Below are 25385 nucleotides of genomic sequence, written 5' to 3' on the forward strand. Positions count from 1 at the left end.
CTCGGGAACGATCCCGGACGACCCCCGGGACGACCACAACCCGCTCGGGAACGATCCCGGACGACCCCCGGGACGACCACAACCCGCTCGGGAACGATCCCGGACGACCCCCGGGACGACCACAACCCGCTCGGGAACGGCCCCGGACGGCCCCCGGGGCCCCACCCCGGCCGGGCCCCGGCCCAGCTCCCGGCCCGGCCCCCTGCCCGGCTCCCAGTCCGGTTGCCGAGCCGGTTCCCGGACCGCCTTGCCCCGGCTCGGTCAGGCGCCGCCCGGTGTCTTGGCCGGGTTGTCACCCGCCGCGGCGGCGGACTCGTGGTAGATGTCCGGTTCCAGGTAGATCACGCGGGCGATCGGGACGGCCGCGCGGATGCGCTCCTCGGCGGCGTTGATCGCGTCGGCGACCTCCTTGGCGCTGTCGTCGTGCCGGACCGCGACCTTGGCGGCGACGAGGAGTTCCTCCGGGCCGAGGTGGAGGGTGCGCATGTGGATGACGCGAGTGACGGTGTCGCCGTCGACCACGGCCTCGCGAATCTTGGCGACCTGATCGGGACCGGCGGCCTCGCCCAGCAGCAGCGACTTCGTCTCGCCGGCGAGGACCAGGGCGATCAGGACGAGGAGGGCGCCGATGCACATCGTGCCGATGCCGTCCCACACGCCGTTGCCGGTGGCGAGGGTGAGGCAGACACCGCCGAGCGCGAGCACCAGGCCGACCAGCGCGCCGAAGTCCTCCAGGAGGACGACGGGGAGTTCCGGGGCCTTGGCGCGGCGGATGAACTGGGGCCAGCTCTGCTTGCCGCGCAGCTCGTTGGACTCCTTGATGGCCGTACGGAAGGAGAAGCTCTCGGCGATGATCGCGAAGACGAGGACGCCGACGGGCCAGTACCAGTGCTCCAGTTCGTGCGGGTCGTGGATCTTCTCGTAGCCCTCGTACAGGGCGAAGACGCCGCCGACGGTGAACAGGACGATGGAGACGAGGAAGCCGTAGATGTAGCGCTCGCGGCCGTAGCCGAAGGGGTGTTCCTCGGTGGCGGCGCGCTTGGCCTTCTTGCCGCCGAGGAGCAGGAGTCCCTGGTTGCCGGAGTCGGCGATGGAGTGGACGCCTTCGGCCAGCATCGAGGACGATCCGCTGAAGGCGAAGGCCACGAACTTCGCCGCCGCGATGGCCAGGTTGGCGCCCAGCGCCGCGACGATCGCCTTGGTACCGCCTGATGCACTCATGGGTGGCGCATTTCCCTTCCGTCGACCGGCTGCGGTGCGCAGCCTGCTCCGAGGCCGCTCCGTGGGCTCTTTACGAACCCTTTAGGCGGGTCATTGTTGCAGCCCGCCCGCCGGGGCGCGCACGGGGACCGCCGACCGGGACGCGGGACGGCCTGGATCGACCCGCCGGCCCTGTGAGCAGGCCGCCCTCGGCCCGCCCTCGGCCCGCCCACAGCCCGCCGGCAGGCCCTCGCAGGCCTCCCTCAGCCGCAGGCCTCCCAGCCGTGGGCCCCTCAGTCGCAGATCCCCTCAACCATCAGACCGCCACTGCCGCCCGTCAGACCGCCACCGTCGCCCGGAAGACCGTGCCCTCCCCCGACAGTTCCACCCGCTCCCCGGCCGGTACGTAGGCCGACTCGCCCGGCGAGAGCACCAGTTCCGTACAAGAGCCGAAGCCGGAACCGGAGCCGGAACCGCTGTCCGCCCCGGCCGCAGCCCCAACTCCCGAACCCGCCCCAACTCCCGAACCCGCCCCGAAGCCCGCCCCGGCACCACCATCCGCCCCAGCCCCGCACGCACGGAGAGCAACCGTTCCTGCCGTGCACAGCAGGATCTGCGGGGTGCGGTCGTCGAGCGTGCGGGGCGCGCCGCCGGGAGCCAGGACGAAGCGGGAGAGCCGGAACTCGTCGGTCGGGGTCTCGTAGACCTCTTCGCCCGCCGCCGTGGCCTCCTCCGGCCGCAGCACCCCCGCGTCGCGGGGCTCGAAGCGGACGACGCGCAGGAGTTCGGGGATGTCCACGTGCTTGGGGGTCAGGCCGCAGCGCAGCACGTTGTCGGAGTTGGCCATCAGTTCCACGCCGAGGCCGCTGAGGTAGGCGTGCGGGATGCCGGCGCCCAGGAAGAGCGCTTCGCCGGGCTGTAGCCGTACGTGGTTGAGGAGCATGGCCGCGAGCACGCCCGGGTCGCCCGGGTAGTGGTGGGCGATGGCGGCGTACGCGGCGTAGGAGTCGGCGTGCGGGCCGCCTTCGCCGGCCAGCCGCTGGGCGGCGGCCGCGGCCTGCTCGACGGTTTCGGCCGTCTCGTCCCGGTCGGCGCGCAGTACGGCGGTCAGGACCTCGCGCAGCGCGGCGTCCTCCGGGGCGGCGCGCAGGATGTCGGCGTACGGCTTGAGGGCGCCCACGCCGAGACCTTCGAGGAGGGTGGCGGCCTCGGCCGGGTGCCGGAAGCCGCAGAGCCCTTCGAAGGGGGTGAGGGCGCAGATCAGTTCGGGCTTGTGGTTGGCGTCCTTGTAGTTGCGGTGCGCCGCGTCGGCGGGGACGCCGCGCCGCTCCTCGTCCGCGTAGCCCTTCTGGGCCTGGGCCAGGTCGGGGTGGACCTGGAGGGAGAGCGGGGAGCCGGCGGCGAGCAGTTTGAGCAGGAAGGGCAGCCGGGGGCCGAAGGCGCGTACCGCGTCGGGACCGAGTTCGCCTTCCGGGTCGGCGGCTATGACGTCGGCCAGCGACACCGGGCCGGTGCCGCGGTCGGTGCGGGAGGGGGCGCCGGGGTGGGCGCCCATCCACATCTCGGCCTGGGGTTCGCCGGTCGGCTCGGTGCCGAGGAGTTCCGGGATGGCGGTGGTGGAGCCCCAGGCGTAGGGGCGCACGGTGTTCGTGAGGCGGTCCATGTGACGGGCTTCCTGATTCTTCGTCTTCGTTCGGGCGGCTCGGCTTCGTTCGGGAAGCCCGGCCGGGGCGGCCGTACGGGCGACGCCGTGTCGCCGACGGGTGGCCGGGGCCCGGGCCGACTCCGGGCCCGGGGCGCGGGGTTGCCGGCCGGGTGGGCGCCGGATGCGCGTACTTTCCCTGTTCGCGGGTGGCGCTCAGGCTTCCCGTACGTCCGGCGGCCGGGTCCTCATACTCCCTCGGTGTCGGCGAGCGCCAGGTAAACGGCGGCGAAATCCGTGACGGCGAGAAGTTCGGCGGCCCTCTCCAGGGCGCTGCCGCCGGCCGGTTCCAGTTCGCTGACCGGGGTGTCGTGCTCCAGCGCCAGTTCGCGGGCGGCGGGCGCGGCGGAGTGCGGGCCGGGGGGTTCCTCGCGGAGCAGGACCACCCGGGCGTGCAGGGCGGTGGGCTGTTCGACGCGGTCGCGGAAGAAGTCGTCCGGGTCGGCGCCGGCCGCGAACGGGCCGGCGAGCAGCGCGCCGTGCGTGGTCATGGTCTCGGGCAGTTCGCCGGCGAGCGCGGGGCGGCCGGCGAGTCCGGCCAGTACGGTCGCGAAGTGCCGGCCGACGGCTCCGGCGACGAGGTCCTCGGTCCAGATCAGCGGGAGCGCGTCGGCGAGTTCGGCGGCGAGCGTCTTGGCGGGGTTGGAGTACGTCTCGATGGCGGGGCCGCAGCGTTCGGCGACCTGGTCGAGGCGGTCGGCGAGCTGGGCGAGCAGGTCGGACGTGGCGCTGAGCAGGCCGATCCGGTCGGCGAGCGCGAGCAGCGGGGTGAGCAGCGACCAGAGGGTGCCGGGTGCGGCGGGCGGCGCGCCCGCCACGTCGAACTCGGCGTCGTACGGGGTGGTGGCCAGCGGGACGGTGAGGCCGCGGGCCTGGACGACGGCGTCGGCGAGCGGGCCGCCCGCCGGGGTGACGGCGACGACGGAGCAGCCGCGGCGGTACGCCTGTTCGACGAGCTGCGCGAGGCCGGGGTCGGTGCCGTCCGGACCGGCGATCAGGAGCAGGTCCAGCGGGCCGGACCAGCCGGGCAGGGCCCAGCGCAGTGCGCCGGGGCGCGCGGCGACGCCGGTGGGCCGGATGAGGGTGACCGGGCAGTTGCCGCCGCCGAGGGCGGCGAAGAGGTCGGCGACGCAGGCGGCGGCCGGTCCGGGGCCCGCCACGAGGACGGTGCGGGGCCGGCCGTCGGGCCGCAGGTCGACGATGCCGGACTCGGCGGCGTTACGGGCCGCGGTGCGTACCCGTGCCCCGGATTCGGCGACGCCGCGCAGCAGTCCGTAGCGGTCGGCGCCGGCCAGCGCTTCGGGTGCGTCCAGAAGGGACTCGTCGAGCATGGTGTGCGCTGCCTCCGATCGCCGGTACGGGCGGGGTGGGGTCCGGACGGCTCCGTCGCCCGGGTCAGGCGGGGCGGCGTGCCTCGTCCACCAGGAGTACGGGGATGCCGTCGCGGACGGGGTAGGCGAGGCCGCATTCGGTGCCGGTGCATCGCAGCTCGGCAGGGTCGGCGTCCGACCGGTCCGCCAGCGGGGCGTGGCACGCCGGGCAGGCGAGGATCTCGATCAGGCTGGCGTCGACCGGCATGGGGGCTTCTCCTTCGGCGTGAATACGGCACTGCCAGCGTACCGCCGGGGCGGGGTGCCGGGACGCGCCGCAGGTGGCCGGGGCGGGCGGGACGGTGGCGGCGCACCCGCCCGGCGCCGCCCGGGGCCGTCCGGCTCCCGAGCGGTCAGGCCCTCGCCGGCAGCTCCCGGCCACCGCCTCGGCCCGTCTCGGCCCACTTCAGCCCACCTCAGCCCATGTCAGCCGAACGGCCCCCGCCCCGGCCCCGCAGCCCTTCCGGCCGCCCCGGCCCCCGGACTCGCAGCCCCTCCGGCCCGCGCCCCGGCCTCGCAGCCTTGGGGGCCCGGGCTTTCGGCCTCGTCCTCAGGCCCGGACGATTTCCAGCACCTCGTCCCGTACCCGCTCGACCGTCTCCCGGTCCCGGGCCTCGACGTTCAGGCGGAGGAGGGGTTCGGTGTTGGAGGGGCGGAGGTTGAACCACCAGTCGGCGGTGGTGACCGTCAGGCCGTCCAGCTCGTCCAGTTCGGTGCCCTCGTGGCCCGCGTACGCGGTCCTGACGGCGGCGAGGCGGTCCGTCTGGTCGTCGACGGTGCTGTTGATCTCGCCGGAGGCGGCGTACCGGTCGTACTGGGCGACCAGTTCGGACAGCGGGCCGTCCTGGCCGCCGAGCGCCGCCAGGACGTGCAGGGCGGCGAGCATGCCGGTGTCGGCGTTCCAGAAGTCGCGGAAGTAGTAGTGGGCGGAGTGCTCGCCGCCGAAGATGGCGCCGGTCGTGGCCATCTCGCCCTTGATGAACGAGTGGCCGACGCGGGTGCGTACGGGCGTGCCGCCGTTCTCCTTGACGACCTCCGGGACGGACCAGGAGGTGATGCAGTTGTGGATGACCGTGCCGCCGGGGTGCTTGGCCAGTTCGCGGGCGGCGACCAGGGCGGTGATCGCGGACGGGGAGACCGGGTCGCCGTTGCCGTCGACGACGAAGCAGCGGTCCGCGTCACCGTCGAAGGCCAGGCCGAGGTCGGCGCCGACCTCGCGGACCCGTGCCTGGAGGTCGACGATGTTCGCCGGGTCCAGGGGGTTGGCCTCGTGGTTCGGGAAGGTGCCGTCGAGTTCGAAGTACAGGGCGTCCAGGTCGATGGGCAGGCCCTCGAAGACGGTGGGGACGGTATGGCCGCCCATGCCGTTGCCGGCGTCCACCACGACCTTCAGGCGGCGGATGCCGGAGAGGTCGACGAGGCGGCGCAGGTGGGCCGCGTAGTCACCGAGGACGTCGCGCTCTGTGATGGTGCCGGGGGTGGCCGCGGGCTCCGGACCGTCGCCGTCGCGCCACTGTTCGACGAGCGCGCGGATCTCGGCGAGGCCGGTGTCCTGGCCGACCGGGGCGGCGCCCGCCCGGCACATCTTGATGCCGTTGTACTGCGCGGGGTTGTGCGAGGCGGTGAACATCGCGCCGGGCAGGTCCAGCGCGCCGCTGGCGTAGTAGAGCTGGTCGGTCGAGCACAGCCCGATCTCGGTGACGTCCGCGCCGCGCGCCGCGGCGCCGCGGGCGAAGGCCCGGGACAGGCCGGGTGAGGAGGGCCGCATGTCGTGCCCGGTCACGATCGCGTCCGCTCCGGTGACCTGGACGAAGGCCGCGCCGAACAGCTCGGCCAGCGCCTCGTCCCACTGGTCGGGGACCACACCGCGCACGTCGTACGCCTTCACGATCTGCGACAGATCAGTCACAGCCAGCCCTCCTGATGTCATGACGGGGTCCCAAACCTACCCGTACGCGGCCGGAGGGAGGCTGGTTCGTGCGGGGCCCGGCAGCCCGGGGCCTCTTGTGTCCCGGACCAGCCGTGGTCAATCGCGGGGACGCCGCGGTGCTCCGAGCCCGCCGCGGGACCCGGGCGGCCGGTCCCCTACGGCAGCATCCACCCCAGCACCGCCGTGCTCTGCCCCACCACGATCAGGCACATCACCAGCAGTAGCCCCAGGCTCCACGGCAGCACCTTGCGCAGCAGGTCACCCTCGCGTCCGGCCAGTCCGACCGCGGCGCAGGCGATCGCCAGGTTCTGCGGGGAGATCATCTTGCCGAGTACGCCGCCGGAGCTGTTGGCGGCGGCGAGCAGGACGGGTGAGAGGCCGGACTGCCGGGCGGCGGTCACCTGGAGGGCGCCGAAGAGGGCGTTGGCGGAGGTGTCGGAGCCGGTGACGGCGACGCCGAACCAGCCGAGGACGGGTGAGAGGAAGGCCAGTCCGGCGCCGGCGGCGGCGACGAAGTAGCCGATGGTGGCGGCCTGTCCGGAGAGGTTCATGACGTAGGCGAGGGCCAGGACGGAGGTGACGGTCAGGATCGCCGCGCGCAGTTCGCGTACGGTCGCGGCCCATTCGCGTACGGCGGTGGCGGCCCGTACGCCGAGCACGGCGGCGGTCAGGACGCCGGCCAGCAGCACCAGCGTCCCGCCGGTGGCGAGCAGCGGCAGCGAGAAGACGTTGGCGCCGACCGGGCGGCCGTCGGGGCCCGCGACGTCCAGGAAGGGCCAGTCGAAGGTGCGGGTCGCGCGGTCGAGGAGGTCCTTGGCGGGCGGGATCTGGGCGAGGGAGAAGACGGCGACGATGAGGGCGTACGGCGCGTAGGCCCGCACGACGTCGGCGCGGGAGTCGCGGACGTCCAGGTCCTCGCTGCGGACACCGGTCAGCACGGCGGCCCGCACCGGTGCGGAGGCGGGCCGGCGGGCGCCGGGCACGGCGACGAGCGCGGCGGCTCCCGCGAGGGCCGCGCCGATGTCGGCGAGCTGCGCGGACACGTGGTTGGCCGCCGCGAACTGCACGGCGGCGAAGGCCAGTCCGCAGGCGAGCGCGGGCGCCCAGGTCTCCCGCAGGCCGCGCCGGCCGTCGACCAGGAACACCAGCAGCAGCGGTACGACGAGGGCGAGCAGCGGGGTCTGGCGGCCGACGACCGGGGCGACGGTGTCCAGCGGCAGGCCGGTGACCTGGGCGAGAGTGACCACGGGGGTGCCCATGGCGCCGAAGGCGACCGGCGCGGTGTTGGCGACGAGCGCGACGACGGCGGCCCGTACCGGGGTGAAGCCGAGCGCGACCAGCATCACCGCGCTGATCGCGACGGGCGCCCCGAACCCGGCGAGCGCTTCGAGCAGCGCCCCGAAGCAGAAGGCGATGACCAGGGCCTGGACGCGGGGGTCGGCGGAGAGCCCGGAGAAGGAGCGGCGCAGGACGTCGAAGTGGCGGGTGCGGACCGTCATCCGGTACACCCAGAGGGCGTTGACGACGATCCACAGGATGGGGAACAGGCCGAAGAGCGCGCCCTGCGCCGCGGCGGACAGGGCCTGCCCGGCGGGCATGCCGTAGCCGAGGCAGGCGGTGGCGAGGGCGACGGCGAGGCCGGTGAGCCCGGCGCGGTGGGCGCGCATCCGTACGGCGCCGAGCAGGACGAGGACGGTGACCAGCGGGAGGGCGGCGACGAGCGCGGACAGGGCGAGCGAATCGGCTACGGGCTCACGCTGCTGGACGAACACTCGGCCTCCCGGTGGGCAGCTCCCCCGTCACTTCCGCCATACGGAAGCGGATCATTCGGGAGTGGAGGCATGGTGGTGTCCGCGCCGAGGTGGCGTCAATGCCGCGGACGAAAGTGATCGGCAGCGGGCGGGGCGGGTTCGCCCGCGTCACGCGTCCTCAGGAGTCCGGTGACGGCATCACCGGAGCGTCCTGTCGTCCCCGGAAGACCGGCGATCACACCGGCCGTGTCCGGCCGTCCCCAGCGGACCGGCAATCGCACCGGCAGTCCCGGTCGGCCGTCCTCAGGAGTCCGGCGACCGCAGAACTCGCAGGTGGCCCCGGCGGGCGACCTCCATGGGGTGGGCATCGCGCCCGTTCGGCCCGCTGACCTGTGGGCCGGTGCCGCCGCCCGCCGCGCGCTCCTGGGGGCGGGCCGCCTCGCGCACCGCGTTGGCGAGTGCTTCGAGGTCGTCGCCGCTGGGCCGGGCCGGGCCGGTGTCGGTGGCCAGGCGCACGACTTCCCAGCCGCGCGGCGCGGTCAGCCGCTCGGAGTGCTCGGCGCACAGGTCGTAGCAGTGGGGCTCGGCGTAGGTGGCGAGCGGTCCGAGCACGGCGGTCGAATCCGCGTAGACGTACGTCAGCGTTGCGACGGCGGGGCGGCCGCACGCAGTGCGCGAACAGCGACGTACAGGGCTCACGACGTTGGACGGTACCGCACTCTTGAGCGGGCCGCGATGACTCTCCACGACCTCACCCAACCGTGTCGTCCTGGTTCGTCCGGTGCGCCTGACCTGCGGGCGCTCGGACCGGACCGCGCGGGGAGCACTGGGCCGGACGGCGCAGTGCATCAAAACCTGTCACGACTCTGTACATTTCATGTCATTCCCCATGCCCTTCATGGTCTGACGCATGGCAGCGAACGGACGCGACGAGCCTACGACCGGTCACTCGACGACATGGCATCGGTTCCGCCGCTCTCCCGCGCCGCCCGCCCCCGGACGGTTACGCTCGGTTCTGATGGACAGCCCCGTACCTCCTCCGGCCGGCGCCGGAGGGACCCCCGCCCCGGCCGGCACGGGCGGCGCCCCCGCCGCGCCCGGCGGCGCCGAGCGCTCCGCCGCCCCGGCAGGGCCCCGCCCGCGCCGGCGCGACCGGCACGGCCGCGGTATGCGCGGCCCGGTCGCCCCGCCCCAGGTACCGCTCTCGGTGAGCCGCGCGGATTCCTTCGTCGACCTGGTCTACGACTCACGGGACCGGCTGGAACGGCGCTGGCCGCAGCTCGCGGACGTCGACTTCCTGGTCGTCGAGGTGCCGGGGTTCGGCCCCGACGGGGACGCCGGGCCGGCCGCCGACGAGGAGACGGTGCCGCTGGGCCGGCTGCTGCCCGCCACCGGCGACCAGCGGGAGCGGGTGATCGTCTACCGCCGCCCGGTGGAGATCCGTACGAAGAACCGCGACGAGCGGGCGCTGCTGGTCCACGAGGTCGTCGTCGAGCAGGTCGCCGAGCTGCTCGGCCTGGCACCGGAGTCGGTCGACCCGCGGTACGGGCAGGACTGACGCCGCGCGGACCACCCACCGCCCCTCAGAGCCTGTGGCACAACCCCGGCCCGGCGCCCGGGGTTATGCCACAGGCTCTCACTTCATCAGCAGTGAGATGTCCTCCCCCGCCGTCGGCACCACCACCGTTCCCCGGTCGTCCGGGAGGGTCTGCACGGTGAAGGCGGGCAGGCCGCCCTGGGGCAGGGCCAGGGTCCGGGCCGCGTGGACCGGGCCGCTGCCCGCCGACGGGGTGACGGTCAGCGCGTAGGAGCCCTTGAGGCCCTGGGGGCGGGGCGGGTCCACGGCGAGGGTGCTGCCGCCCTTGACCGTGTACGTCTTCGACACCGGCGTACCGCCCCCGCTGCCCGCCGACGCGGTGACCGTGACCTTCGCGTCCTTGCCCTTCTCCGGTGCGACCAGGGAGAGCGTGCTGCCCTTGTCCCGGTTGTCGGCGGCGGTGGCCCGCTCCCCGACCGGCCCGGTCGCCGGGATGAAGGCCATCTCCTGCCGGTCGCCCTTGCCGCGGGTGACCCGCAGGGCCGCCGCGACCGGCACCCCGGAGCCGTCCGCCGGGGTCAGGACCAGGGAGCCCGCCTCGCCCTTGGTGAGGTCCTTGAGGTCGGCGGAGGCCGTCATTCCGCTCTTGACGTGCAGGGTCTCCAGTCCGGCCGGGGTGATCAGGCCGTTCGGGGTGGCCAACTGCACCTTCAGGTCGGCGTCCTGCCCGCCCGGGGCGACGGTGACGAGGTGGACGGAGGTGGCGTCGGCCGGGATGCCCGGCAGGACCGCGCCGGGCGCGGGGTCGGCCGCCGCGGGCAGCCAGTCGCCGCCCAGTTTGGCGTCGGCGGCCTGAACGGAGGCGCCGACCCGGCCCTCGCGGGCGACCACGTGCAGTGCCGCGTCCTGGGTGGGCGTGCCGGTCAGTGTGGCGAGCAGGACCGGCAGGGAGGAGTGGGGCGGCACGGTGATGTTCTCGCCGGAGGCGGACTTCAGCGGGCCGTCCTTGCCGCGCAGGTCGAGATCGACGACGGCCGGGGTGTCGTCGGGGTTGGTGAGGTGGACGTAGTCCTGGCGGTCCTTGGCGGTGCTCACGCCGGGGAACCAGAAGTCGGTGTCGGGGGCCGCGCAGGACAGGCCGAGCAGGCCGCGCCCGTTGCCGGCCGCGACGCTGGTGGTCTGCTGGACGGTCCAGCCGGGCGCGAGGGCGCCGTCGGCGGCCCCGGCGAGGGCGGGCGCGTCCGCGCGGTCCGTGGTCGCGGTGACGGGTGTGCCGGCTTCCTTCAGGGGCGCGACGGGGGCTCCGGCCGCCTGCGCGCCCGGCCGGCCTTCGCCACCCTCCTTGCCCTTGCCGGCCTGTCCGCCCGTGCCGTCCAGCTTGGCGGTCTGGGCGGGCAGCAGCCCGGCGGTGCCCCGGGAGCCCGCCGCGCCGCCCGTCCCCTTGGGGGTGAAGGCGGTGTACGTGGTGGCGCCGACCTCCGACGAGGTGGGCGGCGGGCACAGCAGCGCGGACCGCTCGACGGGCCGCCGGGAGGCGCCCTCGGCCTTGGTGGCGCGCTGCCCGTCCGGTGCGGCGACGGCGGCGACACCGGTGACCGCGCCGAGCGCCACGGCCGCGCCGATCAGGGACATGATGGTGCGCTTCACTGCTGGTCGCTCCCGTCACGGCGGGGCTCGCGGTAGGAGCCGGGGTAGGTCGTGCCGTCGTCGTAGGGCTGCTGGTGCGGGGGCTGCTGGGACGGCTGCCCGTAGTACGGGGCGTAGGCGCCGGGCTGGTACAGGCCGGCGGCCTGGCCGGGGTCCGTCCCGTAGGGAGCGGCGCCCGGGTACTGCTGCCCGTACTGGTCCTGCCCGTACGGCTGCGCGTCCGCTTCACCTCCGTACGGCGACTGCGCGCCCTGGTACGGGTCGTCCGGCGCGTACGGTGCGCCGTGCGCCGGCTCGCCCGCCCCCGGCGCCTGCCACTGCTCGTACATCTGCTGGCCGTATCCCTGCTGCTGGTCGTAGCCCTGCTGCTGCGGTACGGCGGCGTACGGGTCGGCTGTCCCGGCGGCCATCGGGTCGGCGACGGGAGACGCCACCGGGGCGGACGCCGGATCGTCGCCGGACCGCGGACCCGGAACGCCCGGGTCCGCGCCGCCTTCGGGGGCGCCGGACGCCTGTGCGGCCCGCAGCCGCCGGGCCCGGCGGCCCTCGCCCGCGGCGGCCGGTGCGGACAGCGCGGCCGCGCCGTCCTCGGGCAGGTCGTCGTCGATCTCCCGGCGGCGGCCCGGCAGGGCGAGTACCACCAGGACCACGGCGAGCAGGCCCTGGGCCCACAACCACGCGGTGTGGCCCACGGGGTCGTCGTGGGTCAGGTCCAGGCGGCCGCCGGACGCGGGCAGTTCGAAGCCCTGCGCCCAGCCGTCGACCGTGACCGGCTTCAGCGGCTTGCCGTCGAGGGTGGCCTGCCAGCCCGCGTCGGCGGTGTCGGCGACGCGCAGCACCCGGCCGTCGGCGCCGTTGGGCAGGTCGGTGTGGGCCGCGACGGGCCCGGCCGGGACCGGGACCGGTGCGGCGGCGCGGCCCGCGCGCGTGCCGTCCTTGGCCTCCCCCGGCACGATCGCGACGCGCGAGACGCGCCGGTCGACGCGCCACAGGGCGCTGCCGTCGTCCTGGCTGAGCCGGGTCAGGCCCGGGGTGGCGTCCAGGACGCGGCCCATGTCGCGGGGCGCGCCGTCGCGGACCAGGAGGTAGCGGACGGCGTAGCCGCCGAGCTGGTTGGCCTGGTCGGCGCCGGACCCGGCGACGAGATGGGCGACGATGCCGCCGAGCCGCTTGTCCTCGCCGGTCTCCGCCGCGATGTCGGCGTCCCCGAGGCGCGCGCCGGAGCCGCGTACCAGGGTGTACGCGACGTGTCCGGCGTCGCCGTCGAGGACGAGGGTGCGGGCCTGGTCGACGGAGCCGGTGTCCTCGGCGACGAACGCGGGGACCTGCACCGGGTCACGGCGCTCCAGCGGCCCCGCCGCGCCGGTGATCATCCAGCTCACCGCCGCGTACAGCGGGGCGAGCAGCGCCGAGAGCGCGATCAGGACGGCGGCCGGCTGCTTCCAGCCGAAGCCGAGGGTCTCCATACGGGAGCGGATGCCTTCGGCGCCGACGGCGGCGGCGCACAGCAGCGCGAGCCCGTAGACGAGGGCGGCGGGCCCGGCCCAGGCGGAGCGGTTGGCCAGTACGGCGAACAGCAGGCCGGTGACGGCCACGGCCCAGGACGTACGGATCGCGAGCTGCCGGTCGGCGCGGAGCGTGGCGGCCAGCGCGGCCAGGACGATGCCGAGGAGCAGCACCCCGCCGACGGCCTTCGGGCCGCCGGGGCTGATGCCGACGAGATCCAGTACGGAGGCCGGTCCCGCGCCGAGATCCAGGCCGGCCTCCCGGAAGAAGCGGGCCGGGTGGGCGAGCAGCGACAGCGACCAGGGCGCCAGGACGACGAGCGGGGTGCCGGCGACGGCGAGGAAGCGCAGCGCGTACGCCAGGAGCAGGCCGCGGTTGCCGTCGAGGGCGCGCAGCACCAGCAGGGCGAGGCCGAGCAGGACGGCGACGGGCCAGACGACGGGGGTGAAGGCGGTGGTGAAGGTGAGCAGCAGCGCGTACGCCCAGGCGGCGCGCCAGCTCGGCCGGGTGCCGGGGGTCAGCCGCAGGCCGCCGGCGGCGACGGCGGCCCGCGCCATCAGCGGCAGCAGGACCGCGAGGACGGCGGTGCCGATGCGGCCGCCGGCGAGGGCGCCGGTGACGGCGGGCAGGAAGGCGTAGCCGACGCTGCCCCAGGCGCGCAGCAGACGGGAGGTGACCAGCGGCCGGGAGGCGAAGTAGGCGCTCAGTCCGGCGAGCGGTACGGAGCACACCAGCAGGACGGTGACGGCCAGTGAGGTGCTGCCGAGGAAGAAGGTGGCGACCAGGGCGAGAACAGCGAGGTACGGGGGCGCGGAGGCGGTGCTGCCGGTGCCGGTGGCGTGCCAGCCGTCGAGGTAGCTCGACCAGAGGGCGCCGAGGCTGCCGGGGGCGGGCAGCAGGGCGCCGCCGGTGAGCGCGCCGGAGCCGAGCAGGGAGCGGCAGGCGATGAGGGAGACGACGAGCAGGAGGAGGAAGAGCACCGGGGCCGGCCGGCGGGCGATCCGCTTGAGCCGGGCGAACTGTTCGATCTCCAGGTAGTCGGCGTCGTCGCCGCCGGGTCCGGATTCGACGGCGCCGTGCCGTCCGGCGGAGGCGGCTTCGGGGGCGGAGCGTCCGGCGAGGTTGCCGGCGATCTGTTCGACGGTGGCCCGTACGGTCGCGCCGGGCGGCGGGAAGAGGGGCCGCAGTTCGCTCGCGTCCGTGGCGGGGCGGCCGCGTTTCCTGCGCGCGGCGAGGATCGCGCCGGGGCGCAGCAGGGTGCCGAAGAGGCCGGCGAGTTCGTCGAGGGCCTGGCCGGGGACCTTGCCGACGAGGTAGGCGAGGACGCGCAGCAGGGTGCCGAGAACGATGCGCAGGACGACGTACGGGAGCAGGGCGCCGCGGGTGTTGGCCAGGAGGGTGTAGACGGCGCCGGCCTTGTCGACGCGGTGCGGGCCGGCGGTGGAGCGGCCGACGCAGTCGATGGGGCGGCGTTCGCGGGCGGACGCCTCGGCGTGCCGCAGGACCGCGTCGGGGGCGACGAGGACCTGGTGGCCGGCGGCCTGGGCGCGCCAGCACAGGTCGACGTCGTCGCGCATCAGCGGCAGCCGCCGGTCGAAGCCGCCCAACTGCTCGTACACGTCGCGCCGGATGAGCATGCCGGCGCTGGAGACGGACAGGACGGGGCGTACCTGGTCGTGCTGTCCCTGGTCCTGTTCGCGGCGGTCCAGGCCGGTCCAACGGCGGCCGCTGCGCGCGATGCTGACGCCCGTTTCGAGGAGCTGTCGCCGGTCGTACCAGCTCCGCAGCTTGGGGCCGACGACGGCGGTGGCGGGGCTGGAGTCGGCGACCCGCAGCAGTTCGGCGAGTGCGTCGGGTTCGGGCGCGCAGTCGTCGTGCAGCAGCCACAGCCACTGGACGGGTTCGCCGTGCGGGAGTTCCGGCAGGTCGTAGGCGTCGTCGCGCCAGGTGCGGCTGACCGGGTCCCAGCCGCTGGGGCGGCGCAGGTACGGCAGGTCGTCGGGGCCGGGGGCGGGCGCGGCGCGTACGGCTTCGGCGACGGCGGTGCCGAAGCCGGAGCGGCGGGCGAGGTGGAGCACCCGCTCGTCGCCGAGGGCCTCGCCGAGCAGCCGGGCGGAGCCGTCCGCGCTGCCGGTGTCGGCGCCGAGGATCTGCTGGGGCGGGCGTTCCTGGCCGAGCAGGCCGGCGAGCGCGTCGGGCAGCCAGCGTTCGCCGTCGTGGGAGACGATCACGGCGGTGACGACGTGCCGGGGGAACTCGGGGGTGCCGTCGTGGTATTGGGCGGCGGCTTGCGCGGCCTGGGCGGCCGGCTGACTGTGCACGGACATCGAGGTAGGGGCCCTCCCCGGGGGTATCGGGGTCCTCCCCCGGCATAGCGCTGCGCTGTGGACTGCGACGGACGGCGACACGGCGCGGCCGACGGCACGGGTCGTGGCCGGGTGCCGGTCAGGGCGTCGGTGCGCCTCGGACGCGGCCCCACACTAATGCTTCGGCGACCCCGTCCGTCCGCCGCGTGCACAGCGGTCCGCCTCCGGCACGTGGGCTCCGGAGGCGGACCGTTGTCTATAGGGGGATATAGGGAGAATCGGTGGCCCGGCGGCCGGGCCGTCGCACTGGACGTCAGACCGCTGCCTTCTTGAGCCGGCGCCGCTCGCGCTCGGACAGTCCGCCCCAGATGCCGAAGCGTTCGTCGTTGGCGAGGGCATATTCAAGGCATTCGGAGCGGACCTCGCAGGCGAGGCAGACCTTCTTGGCCTCGCGGGTGGAGCCACCCTTCTCCGGGAAGAAGGATTCGGGGTCGGTCTGGGCGCACAGCGCGCGCTCCTGCCAGCCGAGCTCCTCGTCCGCCTCTTCGACCAGCAATTCCTGGAACAGCTCGGTCATGTGCGCCCCTCGTCTGTCTTTGCGTCCCCGTGATGCAGCCGTTACCGATGACGGCTGAACGACACGAGTGAAATTACAAGTGTGCCGATCCGGGCCAGTCAAGCCGAGATCTGCTATTGGGCCCCTTATTCACTCTGCGGAACCAAGCGTATGCAGAAAGTGTTCAAATCGGCAAAAAACAGGACACTTCCTCAGCCGCATCACCCGTAACTCCCCTCTCACACCCAAGGACGCGACGGGCCGCACAGCCGTTGCACCGCGCCCACCGAAGCGGGACAGGTCACATTCAGGTCACGAGAGCGCAACGGCGCCCGGGAGCGCGCGGATGTCGCCCGTCTTCTCCGTGCCCCGTCTGCACAAACCTTTCGCCGGTCGCAGTAACCGGATGAGGTGAAACATATCGCCCAAAGCAGACACCCGGTTGACACGGCGCCGAGTACCCGGTCTCCTTGCATGCATGCCAGCGATTCCTGCGCTCCGCCTGACCCGTTCCTACGGGTCCCGCTGCGCTGCCCAGGCCCGCTGTCGCTGTTCTAGCTGTTGACGCCACCGAGCTCCGGCTTCTTCTCCCGCAGTACTCGCAGCACCCCGCACGGCTCCCGTGCCCGCCGCGCGCGTCCCGCGCCGCGGCGCCCCCCATCTGCGCCACCTGAGCACCCTGCCGAGGAACTCCGCCCATGAACAGCGATGTCCAGATCGCCGGCGACCCGCTGGCCGTCCCGCACCTGCTCCCGCCCGTCCCCGCGCACCCCTCCACCGTCGCCGGCTTCGCCGGCCTCGCCCGTGAGATCGCCGCCGACCGGGCCCGCTGGGCCCCGCTCGTGCGCTACGACGCCACCACCCGCTGGTACCACCGGCTGCACTCCGTCCCGGGCGCCACCGGCCCCGGCCGCGCGGGCCGCCCCTCGCCCGGCTACGAGGTGTGGCTGCTGAGCTGGCTGCCGGGCCAGGGCAGCGGACGGCACGACCACGGCCCCTCCTCCGGCGTACTGACCGTACTGGAGGGCGAGTTGAGCGAACGCACGGCGGGCGGGCACCGGACCCTCGCGGCCGGCGCGCAGCGCGTCTTCGCCCCCGGGTACGTCCACGAGGTCGTCAACGACGCGCTCGTACCCGCCGTCAGCCTGCACGTGTACTTCCCCGGCCTGACGGACATGCCGATGCACAGCGCCCGCTGCGCGGCGGGCACCTCCCACGAGGCGGGCACCTCCCACGAGGTGCTCGCCCCCTGACATGCTGGCCCCATGCGCATTGTGGTTCTCGCCGGCGGCATCGGCGGCGCCCGCTTCCTGCGGGGTGTGAAAGCAGCGGCGCCGGACGCCGACATCACGGTCATCGGCAACACCGGTGACGACATCCATCTGTTCGGGCTGAAGGTCTGCCCGGACCTCGACACCGTGATGTACACGCTCGGCGGCGGCATCAACGAGGAGCAGGGCTGGGGCCGTGCCGAAGAAACCTTCCGGGTCAAGGAGGAGTTGGCGGCGTACGGGGTCGGGCCCGAGTGGTTCGGGCTGGGCGACCGCGACTTCGCCACCCACATCGTCCGTACGCAGATGCTCGGCGCCGGCTACCCGCTCAGCGCGGTGACCGAGGCGCTGTGCGCGCGGTGGAAGCCGGGTGTGCGGCTGCTGCCGATGTCCGACGACCGGGTGGAGACCCATGTCGCCGTGGACGTCGACGGCGAGCGCAAGGCCATCCACTTCCAGGAGTACTGGGTACGGCTGCGCGCCTCGGTGGACGCGCACGCGGTGGTGCCGGTCGGCGCCGAGCGGGCCAAGCCCGCGCCGGGCGTGCTGGACGCCATCGCCCAGGCCGACGTGGTGCTCTTCCCGCCGTCCAACCCGGTGGTGAGCGTCGGCACGATCCTGGCGGTGCCGGGCATCCGGGAGGCGATCGCGGACGCCGGGGTGCCGGTGGTCGGGCTGTCGCCGATCGTCGGGGACGCGCCGGTGCGCGGCATGGCGGACAAGGTTCTCGCCGCGGTCGGCGTCGAGTCGACGGCGGCCGCGGTGGCCACACACTACGGCTCCGGGCTGCTGGACGGCTGGCTCGTCGACACGGTGGACGCGGGCGCGGTGCCCGAGGTCGAGGAGGCGGGCATCCGCTGCCGGGCCGTGCCGCTGATGATGACGGACCTGGACGCGACCACCGCGATGGCCCGCGAAGCGCTGGCACTGGCCGAGGAGGTCCGCGCGTGACCGCCCCGGGGCCCGCACCGGCCGCGGCGTACCGGGTGTGGGCACTGCCCGGCATCCCCGAGGTGCGGGACGGCGACGACCTCTCCAAGATCATCGCGGCCGCGGCGACCGCCGACGGGCTGCCCGGACTGGCCGACGGCGACGTGCTGCTGGTGACCTCGAAGATCGTCAGCAAGGCCGAGGGCCGGATCATGGAGGCCACCGACCGCGAGGCGGCCATCGACCGGGAGACCGTACGGGTCGTGGCGCGCCGCGGCACGCTGCGCATCGTCGAGAACCGGCAGGGCCTGGTCATGGCGGCGGCGGGTGTCGACGCCTCCAACACCCCGGCCGGGACCGTGCTGTTGCTGCCCGAGGACCCGGACGCCTCGGCCCGCGCCATCCGGGACGGGCTGCGGGAGGCGCTGGGCGTACGGGTCGGTGTCGTCGTCAGCGACACCTTCGGGCGGCCGTGGCGCAGCGGGCTGACCGATGTCGCGATCGGCGCGGCCGGGGTGCGGGTGCTGGACGACCTGCGCGGCGGCGTGGACGCGTACGGCAATCCGCTCAGCGCGACGATCGTCGCCACCGCCGACGAACTGGCCGCGGCGGGCGACCTGGTCAAGGGCAAGGCGGCCGGGCTGCCGGTGGCGGTGGTCCGCGGGCTGCCCCACCTGGTGCGCGACGGCGGCCCGGACGCGGACGGCGACGGCCCGGCCGACCCGGGCGCCCGGGAGCTGGTGCGCGGCGCCGCGAGCGACATGTTCCGGCTGGGCACCTCCGAGGCCGTACGGGAAGCGGTGACGCTGCGGCGTACGGTCCGCGAGTTCACCGACGCCCCGGTGGACCCCGGCGCGGTGCGGCGCGCGGTCGCCGCGGCGGTCACCGCGCCCGCGCCGCACCACACCACGCCCTGGCGGTTCGTCCTGCTGGAGTCGGCGGCCGCGCGCACCGGGCTGCTGGACGCGATGCGCGACGCGTGGATCGCCGACCTGCGCGGGGACGGCTTCAGCGAGGAGTCGATCGCCAGGCGGGTGCGCCGCGGCGAGGTGCTGCGCAACGCGCCGTACCTGGTCGTGCCGTGCCTGGTCATGGACGGCTCGCACCGGTATCCGGACGCGCGGCGCAACGCCGCCGAGCGGGAGATGTTCGTCGTCGCGGGCGGCGCGGGCATCCAGAACTTCCTGGTCGCGCTGGCCGGGGAGCGGCTGGGGTCGGCGTGGGTGTCCTCGACGATGTTCTGCCGCGACGTCGTACGGGAGGTGCTGGACCTGCCGGCGGAGTGGGACCCGATGGGCGCGGTGGCCGTGGGCCACGCGGCGGCGCCGCCCCGGCCGCGGCCGCCGCGCCCGGAGGACGACTTCGTGGTGGTGCGCTGAGCCCGGCGCCGTACCCGTCGGGGCGCCGCCCGGCCGTCGCTAGAGCCGGGCGATGTCCCCGACGGGGAAGCGCGGGGCGCGGCGCGGCAGGGTCCGGCCCGACAGCAGGATGAAGCGGGTGGCGCGGTGCCGCTGGCCCTCGTAGGGGGCGAGCAGGTCGAGCATCTGCTCGTCGGTGCCGTCGCGCCGCCCGGTCAGCGCGTAACCGACGATGCGCGGCAGGTGCAGATCGCCGACGGTGACCGCGTCCGGCGCGCCGTTGGACCGCTGCAACGCCTCGGCGGCCGTCCACGGGCCGATGCCCGGCACGAGCTGGAGCCGGTGCAGCGCGTCCGGCAGGCCCATGGCCGCGGCCTCCTCCAGGCGGCTGGCGACGCGTACGGCGCGCAGGATCGTGGCCGAGCGCTTGTGGTCGACGCCCGCGCGGTGCCACTCCCAGGAGGGGATCATGGCCCAGCCGCGCGGGTCGGGCATCACGCGCAGCCGGTCCCAGGGGCCGGGCGCTCTCTCGCCGTGCCGTTGGAGGAGCAGGCGCCAGGCGCGGTATGCCTCGTCGGCGGTGACCTTCTGCTCCAGGACCGAGGGGATCAGCGACTCCAGGACCAGGCCGGTGCGGGCGAGCCGTACGCCGGGGTGGCGGCGGTACGCCTCGTGGACGAGGCGGTGCCGCGGCGTGAAGGCCGCCGGGTCGTCGTCCGCGCCCAGCAGGGCGGGCAGCCCGTCGAGCAGCCAGTCGGCGCCCGGCCCCCACGCCTCGGCCTCGACCTCTCCGGTGCCGGGCCGGGCCCGTACGCACAGGGTGGCCGGGCCCCGCGGGGTGCGGCTGGCGCGCCGGACGGCACCGTCCGCCACCCAGAACGCCGGGTCGCCGGGGCCACGGCCGAGCACACCGAGGGTGCGGTGCAGGTCGTAGGGGCCGGGCGGGACCCAGGTGCGGCGGAGGGGGGCGGACATCCGGCCAGGGTAAGTGATGGGGGGGTGATACGGGGGTGTATGGGGGTGCTGCCGTGGGGCGCGGGGGTCGTTCGGGAGCCCGCGTCCGTCTGCCGGCGCCCGGCCTCCGGTGCGCCGGTCGGAGACCGTCTCCCGGCGTGTGATCCGCCGGCCGATGGGCCCCGGCCCACCGGCCGGAGCGGGCGCCCCACCCCCGCCCTACTGGTCGGAGGAGAAGCGGACCGCCGCCTCGGGGATCTCGGCGCCGCACCACACCCGTATACCGTCGAGCAGCTCGTTGTCGGCGCCGATGTGCGCGCCGTCGCCGATGACCGCGCCTTCCAGGACCGTACGGGCGCCGATGCGCGCCCCGGCGCCGATCAGGGAGTCGCGGACGCGGGCGCCCGGCTCGACGACGGCGCCTTCCAGGACGGTGCTGCCGTCGACGCGCGCGCCCGCGCCGACCCGGGCCCGGGCGCCGACGGCCGAACCGCCGGTGATCTTGGCGTCCGGTGCGACGTCGGCGGTGTCCATGACCAGGCGGTCCCCGCAGCGGCCGGGGACCGCCGGGGACGGCGCGCGGCCCAGCACCAGGTCGGCGGAGCCGCGTACGAAGGCATGCGGGGTGCCCAGGTCGAGCCAGTAGGTGGAGTCGACCATGCCCTGGAGGTGGGCGCCGCTGTCCAGCAGGCCGGGGAAGGTCTCGCGTTCGACGGAGACCGGGCGGCCGGTGGGGATGGTGTCGATGACGGAGCGGTTGAAGACGTAGGCGCCCGCGTTGATCTGGTCGGTGACGATCTCCTCGGGCGTCTGCGGCTTCTCCAGGAAGGCGGTGACCCGGCCGGTGGCGTCGGTGGGCACCAGGCCGAACGCGCGCGGGTCGGCGACCTTGGTCAGGTGCAGGGAGACGTCGGCGCCGGTGGTGCGGTGGGTGTCCACCAGGGCCGCGATGTCCAGGCCGGTGAGGATGTCACCGTTGAAGATCAGGACCGGGTCGCCGGGTGCCGAGTGCAGGCGGGAGGCGACGTTGCGGATGGCGCCGCCGGTGCCCAGCGGCTCGTCCTCGGTGACGTACTCCAGGTGCAGTCCGAGCGTGGAGCCGTCGCCGAAGTACGGCTCGAAGACCTCGGCGAGGTAGGACGTGGCCAGCACGATGTGTTCCACACCCGCGGCGCGGGCCCGCGCCAACTGGTGGGTGAGGAAGGGGACGCCGGCGGCCGGAACCATCGGCTTGGGCGTGTGCACCGTCAGCGGGCGCAGCCGGGTGCCCTTGCCGCCGACCAGGAGGATCGCTTCAGTCACCTTGTCTTCTCTGCTTCCTGCTGGGGTCGGCCGGTCGGCGGACCAGTGTAGGCAGATCCTTTCGAACGGACTTTCAGCGGCCCTGGAGACGCGCCGCGGCACTGCGTGCGGTGCCGAGCTTGCTGTAGAGACGGTCGCCCGGGCACTCGGTGTTGAATCCGTCCCGGTGGCCCGAGATGGCGTGCAGCTTAGCCCGGGTGCCCTTCTTGAACAGGTTGCCGCCGCCGGAAACTAGGGAAGTTGTGGCTCGCGGGTTGACCCCGTACAGCCCGAGTTTCCACGCCGTCAGCTTGGCCACGGCGGAAACGGCCGAGGCTGGCGGATTTGCATTCTCGAACGTCCCGAGAACGGCGATGCCCATGCTGTCGTGGTTGAAGCCGCGGGTGTGCGCGCCCATCACCGGCTTGGCGACGCCGCCCGCGCGGCCTTCGTAGATGGTGCCGCACTTGTCGATGAGGAAGTTGTAGCCCATGTCGCGCCAGCCGCTGCTCTTGACGTGGAAGCGGTAGATGCCGCGCAGCACCGAAGGGGCCTGCCGGCACGTGTAGTTGTTGCCGGTGGCGCTGTGGTGGACGAAGGCCGCGCGGACGCTCCTGGTGTACGCGAACTGCCGTTCGCGCAGCTTCTCGTCGGCGCCCCAGCCGGCCCGGGTGACGATGGCCGGGCGCGGGCCGACGTAGGAGCGGGGGGAGGTGGGGCGGGAGGTGTCGGTGGGGCGCGGGGTGGGTTCGTCGTCGTAGTCGTCGCCGGTGGCGGCGGGCCTGCCCAGCGCCGGGATACGGAAGACGCCGAGCAGCGAGTCGAGGGCGGAGCCGACGGTGCCGGTGTTGCGGGGCGGTTTCGGACGGCCTTCCCCGGCGGGCTGCCCGCCGGCCCGTGCCGCCCGTACCGGGGCGGTGTCCTGGCCGGGGTCGACGAGTTCCAGGTGCATCCCGGCGGGCAGCGTCCGGCGCGCGGCCGTCCGGCCGCCGGCCTCGCGCTCCGGAACGACGCGCAGGTCGACGGCGTCGGAGGCGCCGACCCACAGGGGCGCAGTGCTGCCCCGTACGGAGCCGCCCCGGCGCTCGGCGGAGTGCGGGTCGGGCGCGTCGTCGTCGTGCGCCCGGATGCCCTGCCAGTCGGACCAGGCGGTGCTGCCGACGGGGCGGGTACGGACCTGGACGTCGCCGTGCAGGGCGGCCGCCGGGTCATCCCAGACGACGCCGACCAGCGAGAACGGGGCGACGCCGCGGGCGGACAGGCCCTGGGCGCCGGATGCCGCGCTCCGGTCCGAGGCGTCCAGGGGGCGCAGGGGCAGGGAGCGGGTGCTGCCGGGGATGCCGGCGGGGACGGCCGGTGCGGACCGCCCCGCCTGTTCCGCCCGCCCCGACTGTCCGGCCTGGGCGGGCAGGGCGAGCGGGAGGGCGAGGGCGGCGGTGCACGTCACGGCGATCGAGGTAGCAAGAATGGCACGCATGCGGAAATCGTGTACGAATAGGGCATAACATGCCATTCATGAACTGACGGCGCGTCGGCCCGGCGGCCCCGTCCGCGCCCGCCGTCCGGCTGACCGGCGGCCGCCGCCGCGCGTACCCTGACGCCGATGAACACCACCGATCGCACCCCCGCCGACCTGCTGCGTTCCGCGCTCGCCGCGGACCCGGCCCGCCCGCTGGTGACCTTCTACGACGACGCCACGGGCGAGCGCGTGGAACTGTCCGTCGCCACCTTCGCCAATTGGGTGGCGAAGACCGCCAACTACCTCCAGGGGGACCTCGCCGCCGAGCCCGGCGACCGCCTGGCGCTGCTGCTGCCCGCGCACTGGCAGACCGCGGTCTGGCTGCTGGCCTGCTCCTCGGTCGGCGTCGTCGCGGACGTCGGCGGTGACCCCGCCGCCGCCGACACCGTCGTGAGCGGCCCGGACACCCTGGAGGAGGCCCGCGCCTGCCCGGGCGAGCGGGTGGCGCTGGCGCTGCGCCCGCTGGGCGGCCGCTTCCCGCAGCCGCCGCAGGGCTTCGCGGACTACGCGGTCGAGGTGCCGAGCCAGGGCGACCGGTTCGCGCCGTACACGCCGGTCGCCCCGCAGGACCCGGCGCTCGCCGTGGACGGCCGGGAGCTGACCGGCGCCGAGGTGGTGGCGGCGGCGCTGGCCGACGCCGCGGAGCGCGGGCTGTCCGAGGGGTCCCGGCTGCTGTCCGGTCTGCCGTACGACGGCTGGGCGGGCCTGTCCGCCGGACTGCTCGCCCCGCTGGCCGCGGGCGGCTCGGTCGTCCTGTGCCGGAACCTGGACCGGCTGGACGCGGACGGCCTGAACCGGCGCGAGGAGAGCGAGCGGGTCACCCACCGCGCGGTCTGAGAGCGGGGCGCGGTGCCCGGCCGGGCACCACGCCTTGTCCCCCGTCCGGCGGACGCCCGGGGCTCCGCGGGGGGCCGGTACGCCCCGGGCAGGCCATGATCTTGGGGTACGGACGCCCTTGCGGGCCCGCCCGGCCGCCCGCCGGACGGTGGCCCGCGCGGGCGGGACGCCGACTCCGGAGGGATGGGGACGCACACGTGAGCGACAGCCCGGAGAACCCTCCCGGCCGGCCGGACCCGCGCGGCCCGCAGGACCCCGCGGAGGGGGTGGGCGCGCGCACCGCCCCGCTCGCGGCCCCGCCGCTGGACCTCTCGGCGGAGAGCGGCGCGACGGCCACCGGCCCGCGGCCCCGGCGGCGGTGGGTGCGCTGGTCCGCCCTCGGGCTCTCCGGGCTGGTGCTGGCCGCGGCCGGTACGGGCTGGCTGCTCTACAACAAGCTGGACGGCAACATCCGTACCGACCCCGACACCCGCAACGAGCTGGAGAAGTACGAGGCGGAGCGGCCCAGATCGGAGCCCGGCGGCGCGGAGAACGTCCTGCTGATCGGCTCCGACCGGCGCTCCGGGGACAACGGCGGCAAGTACGGCGAGGACAACGGCACCCAGCGTTCGGACACCACGATCCTGCTGCACGCGGCGGCGGACCGCGGCAGCGCGACGGCGGTCAGCATCCCGCGCGATCTGATGGTGCACATTCCCGGTTGCAAGCGTTCCGACGGAAAGCAGTCGGTGCCGCAATTCATCCAGTTCAACTGGGCGTTCGAGTTCGCAGGCGCGGCCTGCACGATCCGGACGGTCGAGAAATTGACCGGCATTCGCATCGACCACCACATGATCGTGGATTTCGCCGGTTTCAAGAAAATGGTGGACGCGGTGGACGGCGTGGATGTGTGCCTCGAACGGCCCGTGAAGGACGACGAGGCGCATCTGCGGCTGCCGGCCGGGTGGCAGACGCTGCGCGGGGAGGAGGCGCTCGGTTACGTACGGGCCCGCAAGAGCCTCGGCGACGGCAGCGACACCCAGCGCATGGAGCGTCAGCAGCAGTTCCTGGCGGCGCTGGTGAACAAGGTCAAGAGCAACGGCGTCCTGCTGCACCCCGGCCGGCTCTACCCGCTGCTGGACGCCGCGACGAGTTCCCTGACCACCGACGAGGATCTGGCGTCGCTGCGGGGTCTGTACGAATGGGTCCGCGGTATGCGCAGCATTCCGACCGACAAAGTGCAGTTTCTGACCGTTCCGCGCCAGGAGTACCGCTACAACACCGACCGCGACGAACTCGTCCAGCCGGACGCCGAGCAGCTCTTCCGGCAGTTGGGCAAGGACCGCCCGGTGACCGTGCGGCCCACCTCCGCGCCCACCACGCCGGCCCCCGCGGCGTCCGCGGTGCCGGGCCGGGCGGGGAGCACGGCGGGCACGTCGAAATCCCCCGGCCCGGCATCAGGACCGCGTAAAAATTCCGCGGGCGACGCGACGAACGGAGCCCCCGCCCCGTCCGCGACGCCCACGTTCCGCGGCACCACCGCGGAACGCGGGATCTGCCGCTGAAAGCCCGGCAAAAACCCGTCCGGCCGCTCGAAAGCCGCCGAAAAGATGGGATGAATTGCCCAGTTGTAGGGGAGTGGAATGTGTCACGGGCGTCGCTCGACGCTGAACTGGGCGGATAGTGTGAGCGATCCGGTCCGCACCGACCAGGCTGACCGCGCAATGCACAACCGACCGACCGAGCGCCTT

The 25385-nt window shown here is 74.6% G+C and carries 19 protein-coding genes; 6 read left to right on the plus strand and 13 right to left on the minus strand.

From position 1 onward, the window contains the following. Positions 1-261: 261 nt before the first annotated feature. The 7 genes from ACH4EB_RS32325 to ACH4EB_RS32355 all read right to left on the minus strand — a co-directional run bounded on the left by ACH4EB_RS32325 (position 262) and on the right by ACH4EB_RS32355 (position 8700). On the minus strand, positions 262-1221 hold the full coding sequence (locus ACH4EB_RS32325; RefSeq protein ID WP_398351736.1) for a cation diffusion facilitator family transporter: 960 nt from the start codon (positions 1219-1221) through the stop codon (positions 262-264). 316 nt (positions 1222-1537) lie between these two features. Next, positions 1538-2863 carry a mannose-6-phosphate isomerase, class I gene (gene manA, locus ACH4EB_RS32330; protein WP_398351737.1) on the minus strand — a complete coding sequence of 442 codons (1326 nt, stop codon included), beginning with the start codon at positions 2861-2863 and terminating at the stop codon, positions 1538-1540. A 227-nt stretch (positions 2864-3090) separates the two neighbouring features. After that, a complete protein-coding gene (locus ACH4EB_RS32335) occupies positions 3091-4233 on the minus strand; it encodes an SIS domain-containing protein (RefSeq protein ID WP_398351738.1) in 1143 nt (380 codons plus the stop codon). Between the two features lie 64 nt (positions 4234-4297). After that, the gene (locus ACH4EB_RS32340) at positions 4298-4480 is read right to left on the minus strand and encodes a Trm112 family protein (protein ID WP_030021694.1); all 183 of its coding nucleotides are present in this window, start codon (positions 4478-4480) and stop codon (positions 4298-4300) included. A 342-nt stretch (positions 4481-4822) separates the two neighbouring features. Continuing rightward, positions 4823-6181 (minus strand): phosphomannomutase/phosphoglucomutase, encoded by a 1359-nt coding sequence (locus ACH4EB_RS32345; RefSeq protein WP_398351739.1) that lies wholly within the window; start codon positions 6179-6181, stop codon positions 4823-4825. Positions 6182-6357: 176 nt separating this feature from the next. Further along, entirely contained in the window at positions 6358-7974 is a 1617-nt protein-coding gene (locus ACH4EB_RS32350; protein WP_398351740.1) for an L-lactate permease, read from the minus strand. A 282-nt stretch (positions 7975-8256) separates the two neighbouring features. Continuing rightward, entirely contained in the window at positions 8257-8700 is a 444-nt protein-coding gene (locus ACH4EB_RS32355; protein WP_398351742.1) for a DUF3499 domain-containing protein, read from the minus strand. A gap of 271 nt (positions 8701-8971) precedes the next feature. Here ACH4EB_RS32355 and ACH4EB_RS32360 point away from each other — a divergent pair, with 271 nt between their 5' ends. Then, positions 8972-9511 (plus strand): metallopeptidase family protein, encoded by a 540-nt coding sequence (locus ACH4EB_RS32360; RefSeq protein WP_398351744.1) that lies wholly within the window; start codon positions 8972-8974, stop codon positions 9509-9511. A 78-nt stretch (positions 9512-9589) separates the two neighbouring features. On the opposite strand, the gene ACH4EB_RS32365 is transcribed toward ACH4EB_RS32360, so the two are convergent. The 3 genes from ACH4EB_RS32365 to ACH4EB_RS32375 all read right to left on the minus strand — a co-directional run bounded on the left by ACH4EB_RS32365 (position 9590) and on the right by ACH4EB_RS32375 (position 15526). Beyond that, positions 9590-11137, minus strand: coding sequence for a DUF5719 family protein (locus ACH4EB_RS32365; RefSeq protein WP_398351745.1), 1548 nt, complete (start codon positions 11135-11137; stop codon positions 9590-9592). Continuing rightward, positions 11134-14970 (minus strand): glycosyltransferase, encoded by a 3837-nt coding sequence (locus ACH4EB_RS32370; protein WP_398351747.1) that lies wholly within the window; start codon positions 14968-14970, stop codon positions 11134-11136. Before ACH4EB_RS32370 ends, ACH4EB_RS32365 begins: the two co-directional genes overlap by 4 nt. Before the next feature lie 292 nt (positions 14971-15262). Then, the gene (locus tag ACH4EB_RS32375; protein WP_003983763.1) at positions 15263-15526 is read right to left on the minus strand and encodes a WhiB family transcriptional regulator; all 264 of its coding nucleotides are present in this window, start codon (positions 15524-15526) and stop codon (positions 15263-15265) included. A 677-nt stretch (positions 15527-16203) separates the two neighbouring features. Here ACH4EB_RS32375 and ACH4EB_RS32380 point away from each other — a divergent pair. The 3 genes from ACH4EB_RS32380 to ACH4EB_RS32390 are packed head-to-tail and all read left to right on the plus strand — an operon-like array spanning position 16204 to position 19085. Continuing rightward, a complete protein-coding gene (locus ACH4EB_RS32380) occupies positions 16204-16758 on the plus strand; it encodes a cysteine dioxygenase (RefSeq protein ID WP_398351748.1) in 555 nt (184 codons plus the stop codon). Between the two features lie 12 nt (positions 16759-16770). Then, the gene (gene cofD, locus ACH4EB_RS32385) at positions 16771-17727 is read left to right on the plus strand and encodes a 2-phospho-L-lactate transferase (protein ID WP_398351749.1); all 957 of its coding nucleotides are present in this window, start codon (positions 16771-16773) and stop codon (positions 17725-17727) included. Continuing rightward, positions 17724-19085, plus strand: a complete 1362-nt coding sequence (locus tag ACH4EB_RS32390; protein ID WP_398351750.1) for a coenzyme F420-0:L-glutamate ligase — start codon at positions 17724-17726, stop codon at positions 19083-19085. Before cofD ends, ACH4EB_RS32390 begins: the two co-directional genes overlap by 4 nt. A 39-nt stretch (positions 19086-19124) precedes the next feature. Here ACH4EB_RS32390 and ACH4EB_RS32395 read toward each other — a convergent pair whose 3' ends face one another. The 3 genes from ACH4EB_RS32395 to ACH4EB_RS32405 all read right to left on the minus strand — a co-directional run bounded on the left by ACH4EB_RS32395 (position 19125) and on the right by ACH4EB_RS32405 (position 22776). Beyond that, positions 19125-20039, minus strand: a complete 915-nt coding sequence (locus ACH4EB_RS32395; protein ID WP_398351751.1) for a DNA-3-methyladenine glycosylase family protein — start codon at positions 20037-20039, stop codon at positions 19125-19127. Positions 20040-20237: 198 nt separating this feature from the next. Beyond that, positions 20238-21320 carry a sugar phosphate nucleotidyltransferase gene (locus ACH4EB_RS32400; protein WP_398351752.1) on the minus strand — a complete coding sequence of 361 codons (1083 nt, stop codon included), beginning with the start codon at positions 21318-21320 and terminating at the stop codon, positions 20238-20240. Between the two features lie 73 nt (positions 21321-21393). Next, entirely contained in the window at positions 21394-22776 is a 1383-nt protein-coding gene (locus tag ACH4EB_RS32405; protein WP_398351754.1) for an N-acetylmuramoyl-L-alanine amidase, read from the minus strand. A gap of 126 nt (positions 22777-22902) precedes the next feature. On the opposite strand from ACH4EB_RS32405, the gene ACH4EB_RS32410 reads away from it, so the two are divergent. Next, complete coding sequence (locus ACH4EB_RS32410) at positions 22903-23655, plus strand: TIGR03089 family protein (RefSeq protein WP_398351755.1); 753 nt, start codon at positions 22903-22905, stop codon at positions 23653-23655. Positions 23656-23852: 197 nt separating this feature from the next. Beyond that, a complete protein-coding gene (locus tag ACH4EB_RS32415) occupies positions 23853-25199 on the plus strand; it encodes an LCP family protein (protein WP_398351756.1) in 1347 nt (448 codons plus the stop codon). Positions 25200-25385 lie beyond the last annotated feature (186 nt).

The sequence above is a fragment of the Streptomyces sp. NPDC018045 genome (assembly GCF_044327445.1).
Taxonomy (GTDB): Bacteria; Actinomycetota; Actinomycetes; order Streptomycetales; family Streptomycetaceae; genus Streptomyces.

Bases quoted from the DNA above. Each gene is read 5' to 3' on its own strand.
- ACH4EB_RS32325 (WP_398351736.1), bottom strand. From the start codon at position 1,221: ATGAGTGCATCAGGCGGTACCAAGGCGATCGTCGCGGCGCTGGGCGCC.
- ACH4EB_RS32380 (WP_398351748.1), top strand. From the start codon at position 16,204: ATGAACAGCGATGTCCAGATCGCCGGCGACCCGCTGGCCGTCCCGCAC.
- ACH4EB_RS32370 (WP_398351747.1), bottom strand. From the start codon at position 14,970: ATGTCCGTGCACAGTCAGCCGGCCGCCCAGGCCGCGCAAGCCGCCGCC.
- ACH4EB_RS32410 (WP_398351755.1), top strand. From the start codon at position 22,903: ATGAACACCACCGATCGCACCCCCGCCGACCTGCTGCGTTCCGCGCTC.
- ACH4EB_RS32395 (WP_398351751.1), bottom strand. From the start codon at position 20,039: ATGTCCGCCCCCCTCCGCCGCACCTGGGTCCCGCCCGGCCCCTACGAC.
- ACH4EB_RS32360 (WP_398351744.1), top strand. From the start codon at position 8,972: ATGGACAGCCCCGTACCTCCTCCGGCCGGCGCCGGAGGGACCCCCGCC.
- ACH4EB_RS32335 (WP_398351738.1), bottom strand. From the start codon at position 4,233: ATGCTCGACGAGTCCCTTCTGGACGCACCCGAAGCGCTGGCCGGCGCC.
- cofD (WP_398351749.1), top strand. From the start codon at position 16,771: ATGCGCATTGTGGTTCTCGCCGGCGGCATCGGCGGCGCCCGCTTCCTG.
- manA (WP_398351737.1), bottom strand. From the start codon at position 2,863: ATGGACCGCCTCACGAACACCGTGCGCCCCTACGCCTGGGGCTCCACC.
- ACH4EB_RS32375 (WP_003983763.1), bottom strand. From the start codon at position 15,526: ATGACCGAGCTGTTCCAGGAATTGCTGGTCGAAGAGGCGGACGAGGAG.
- ACH4EB_RS32405 (WP_398351754.1), bottom strand. From the start codon at position 22,776: ATGCGTGCCATTCTTGCTACCTCGATCGCCGTGACGTGCACCGCCGCC.
- ACH4EB_RS32340 (WP_030021694.1), bottom strand. From the start codon at position 4,480: ATGCCGGTCGACGCCAGCCTGATCGAGATCCTCGCCTGCCCGGCGTGC.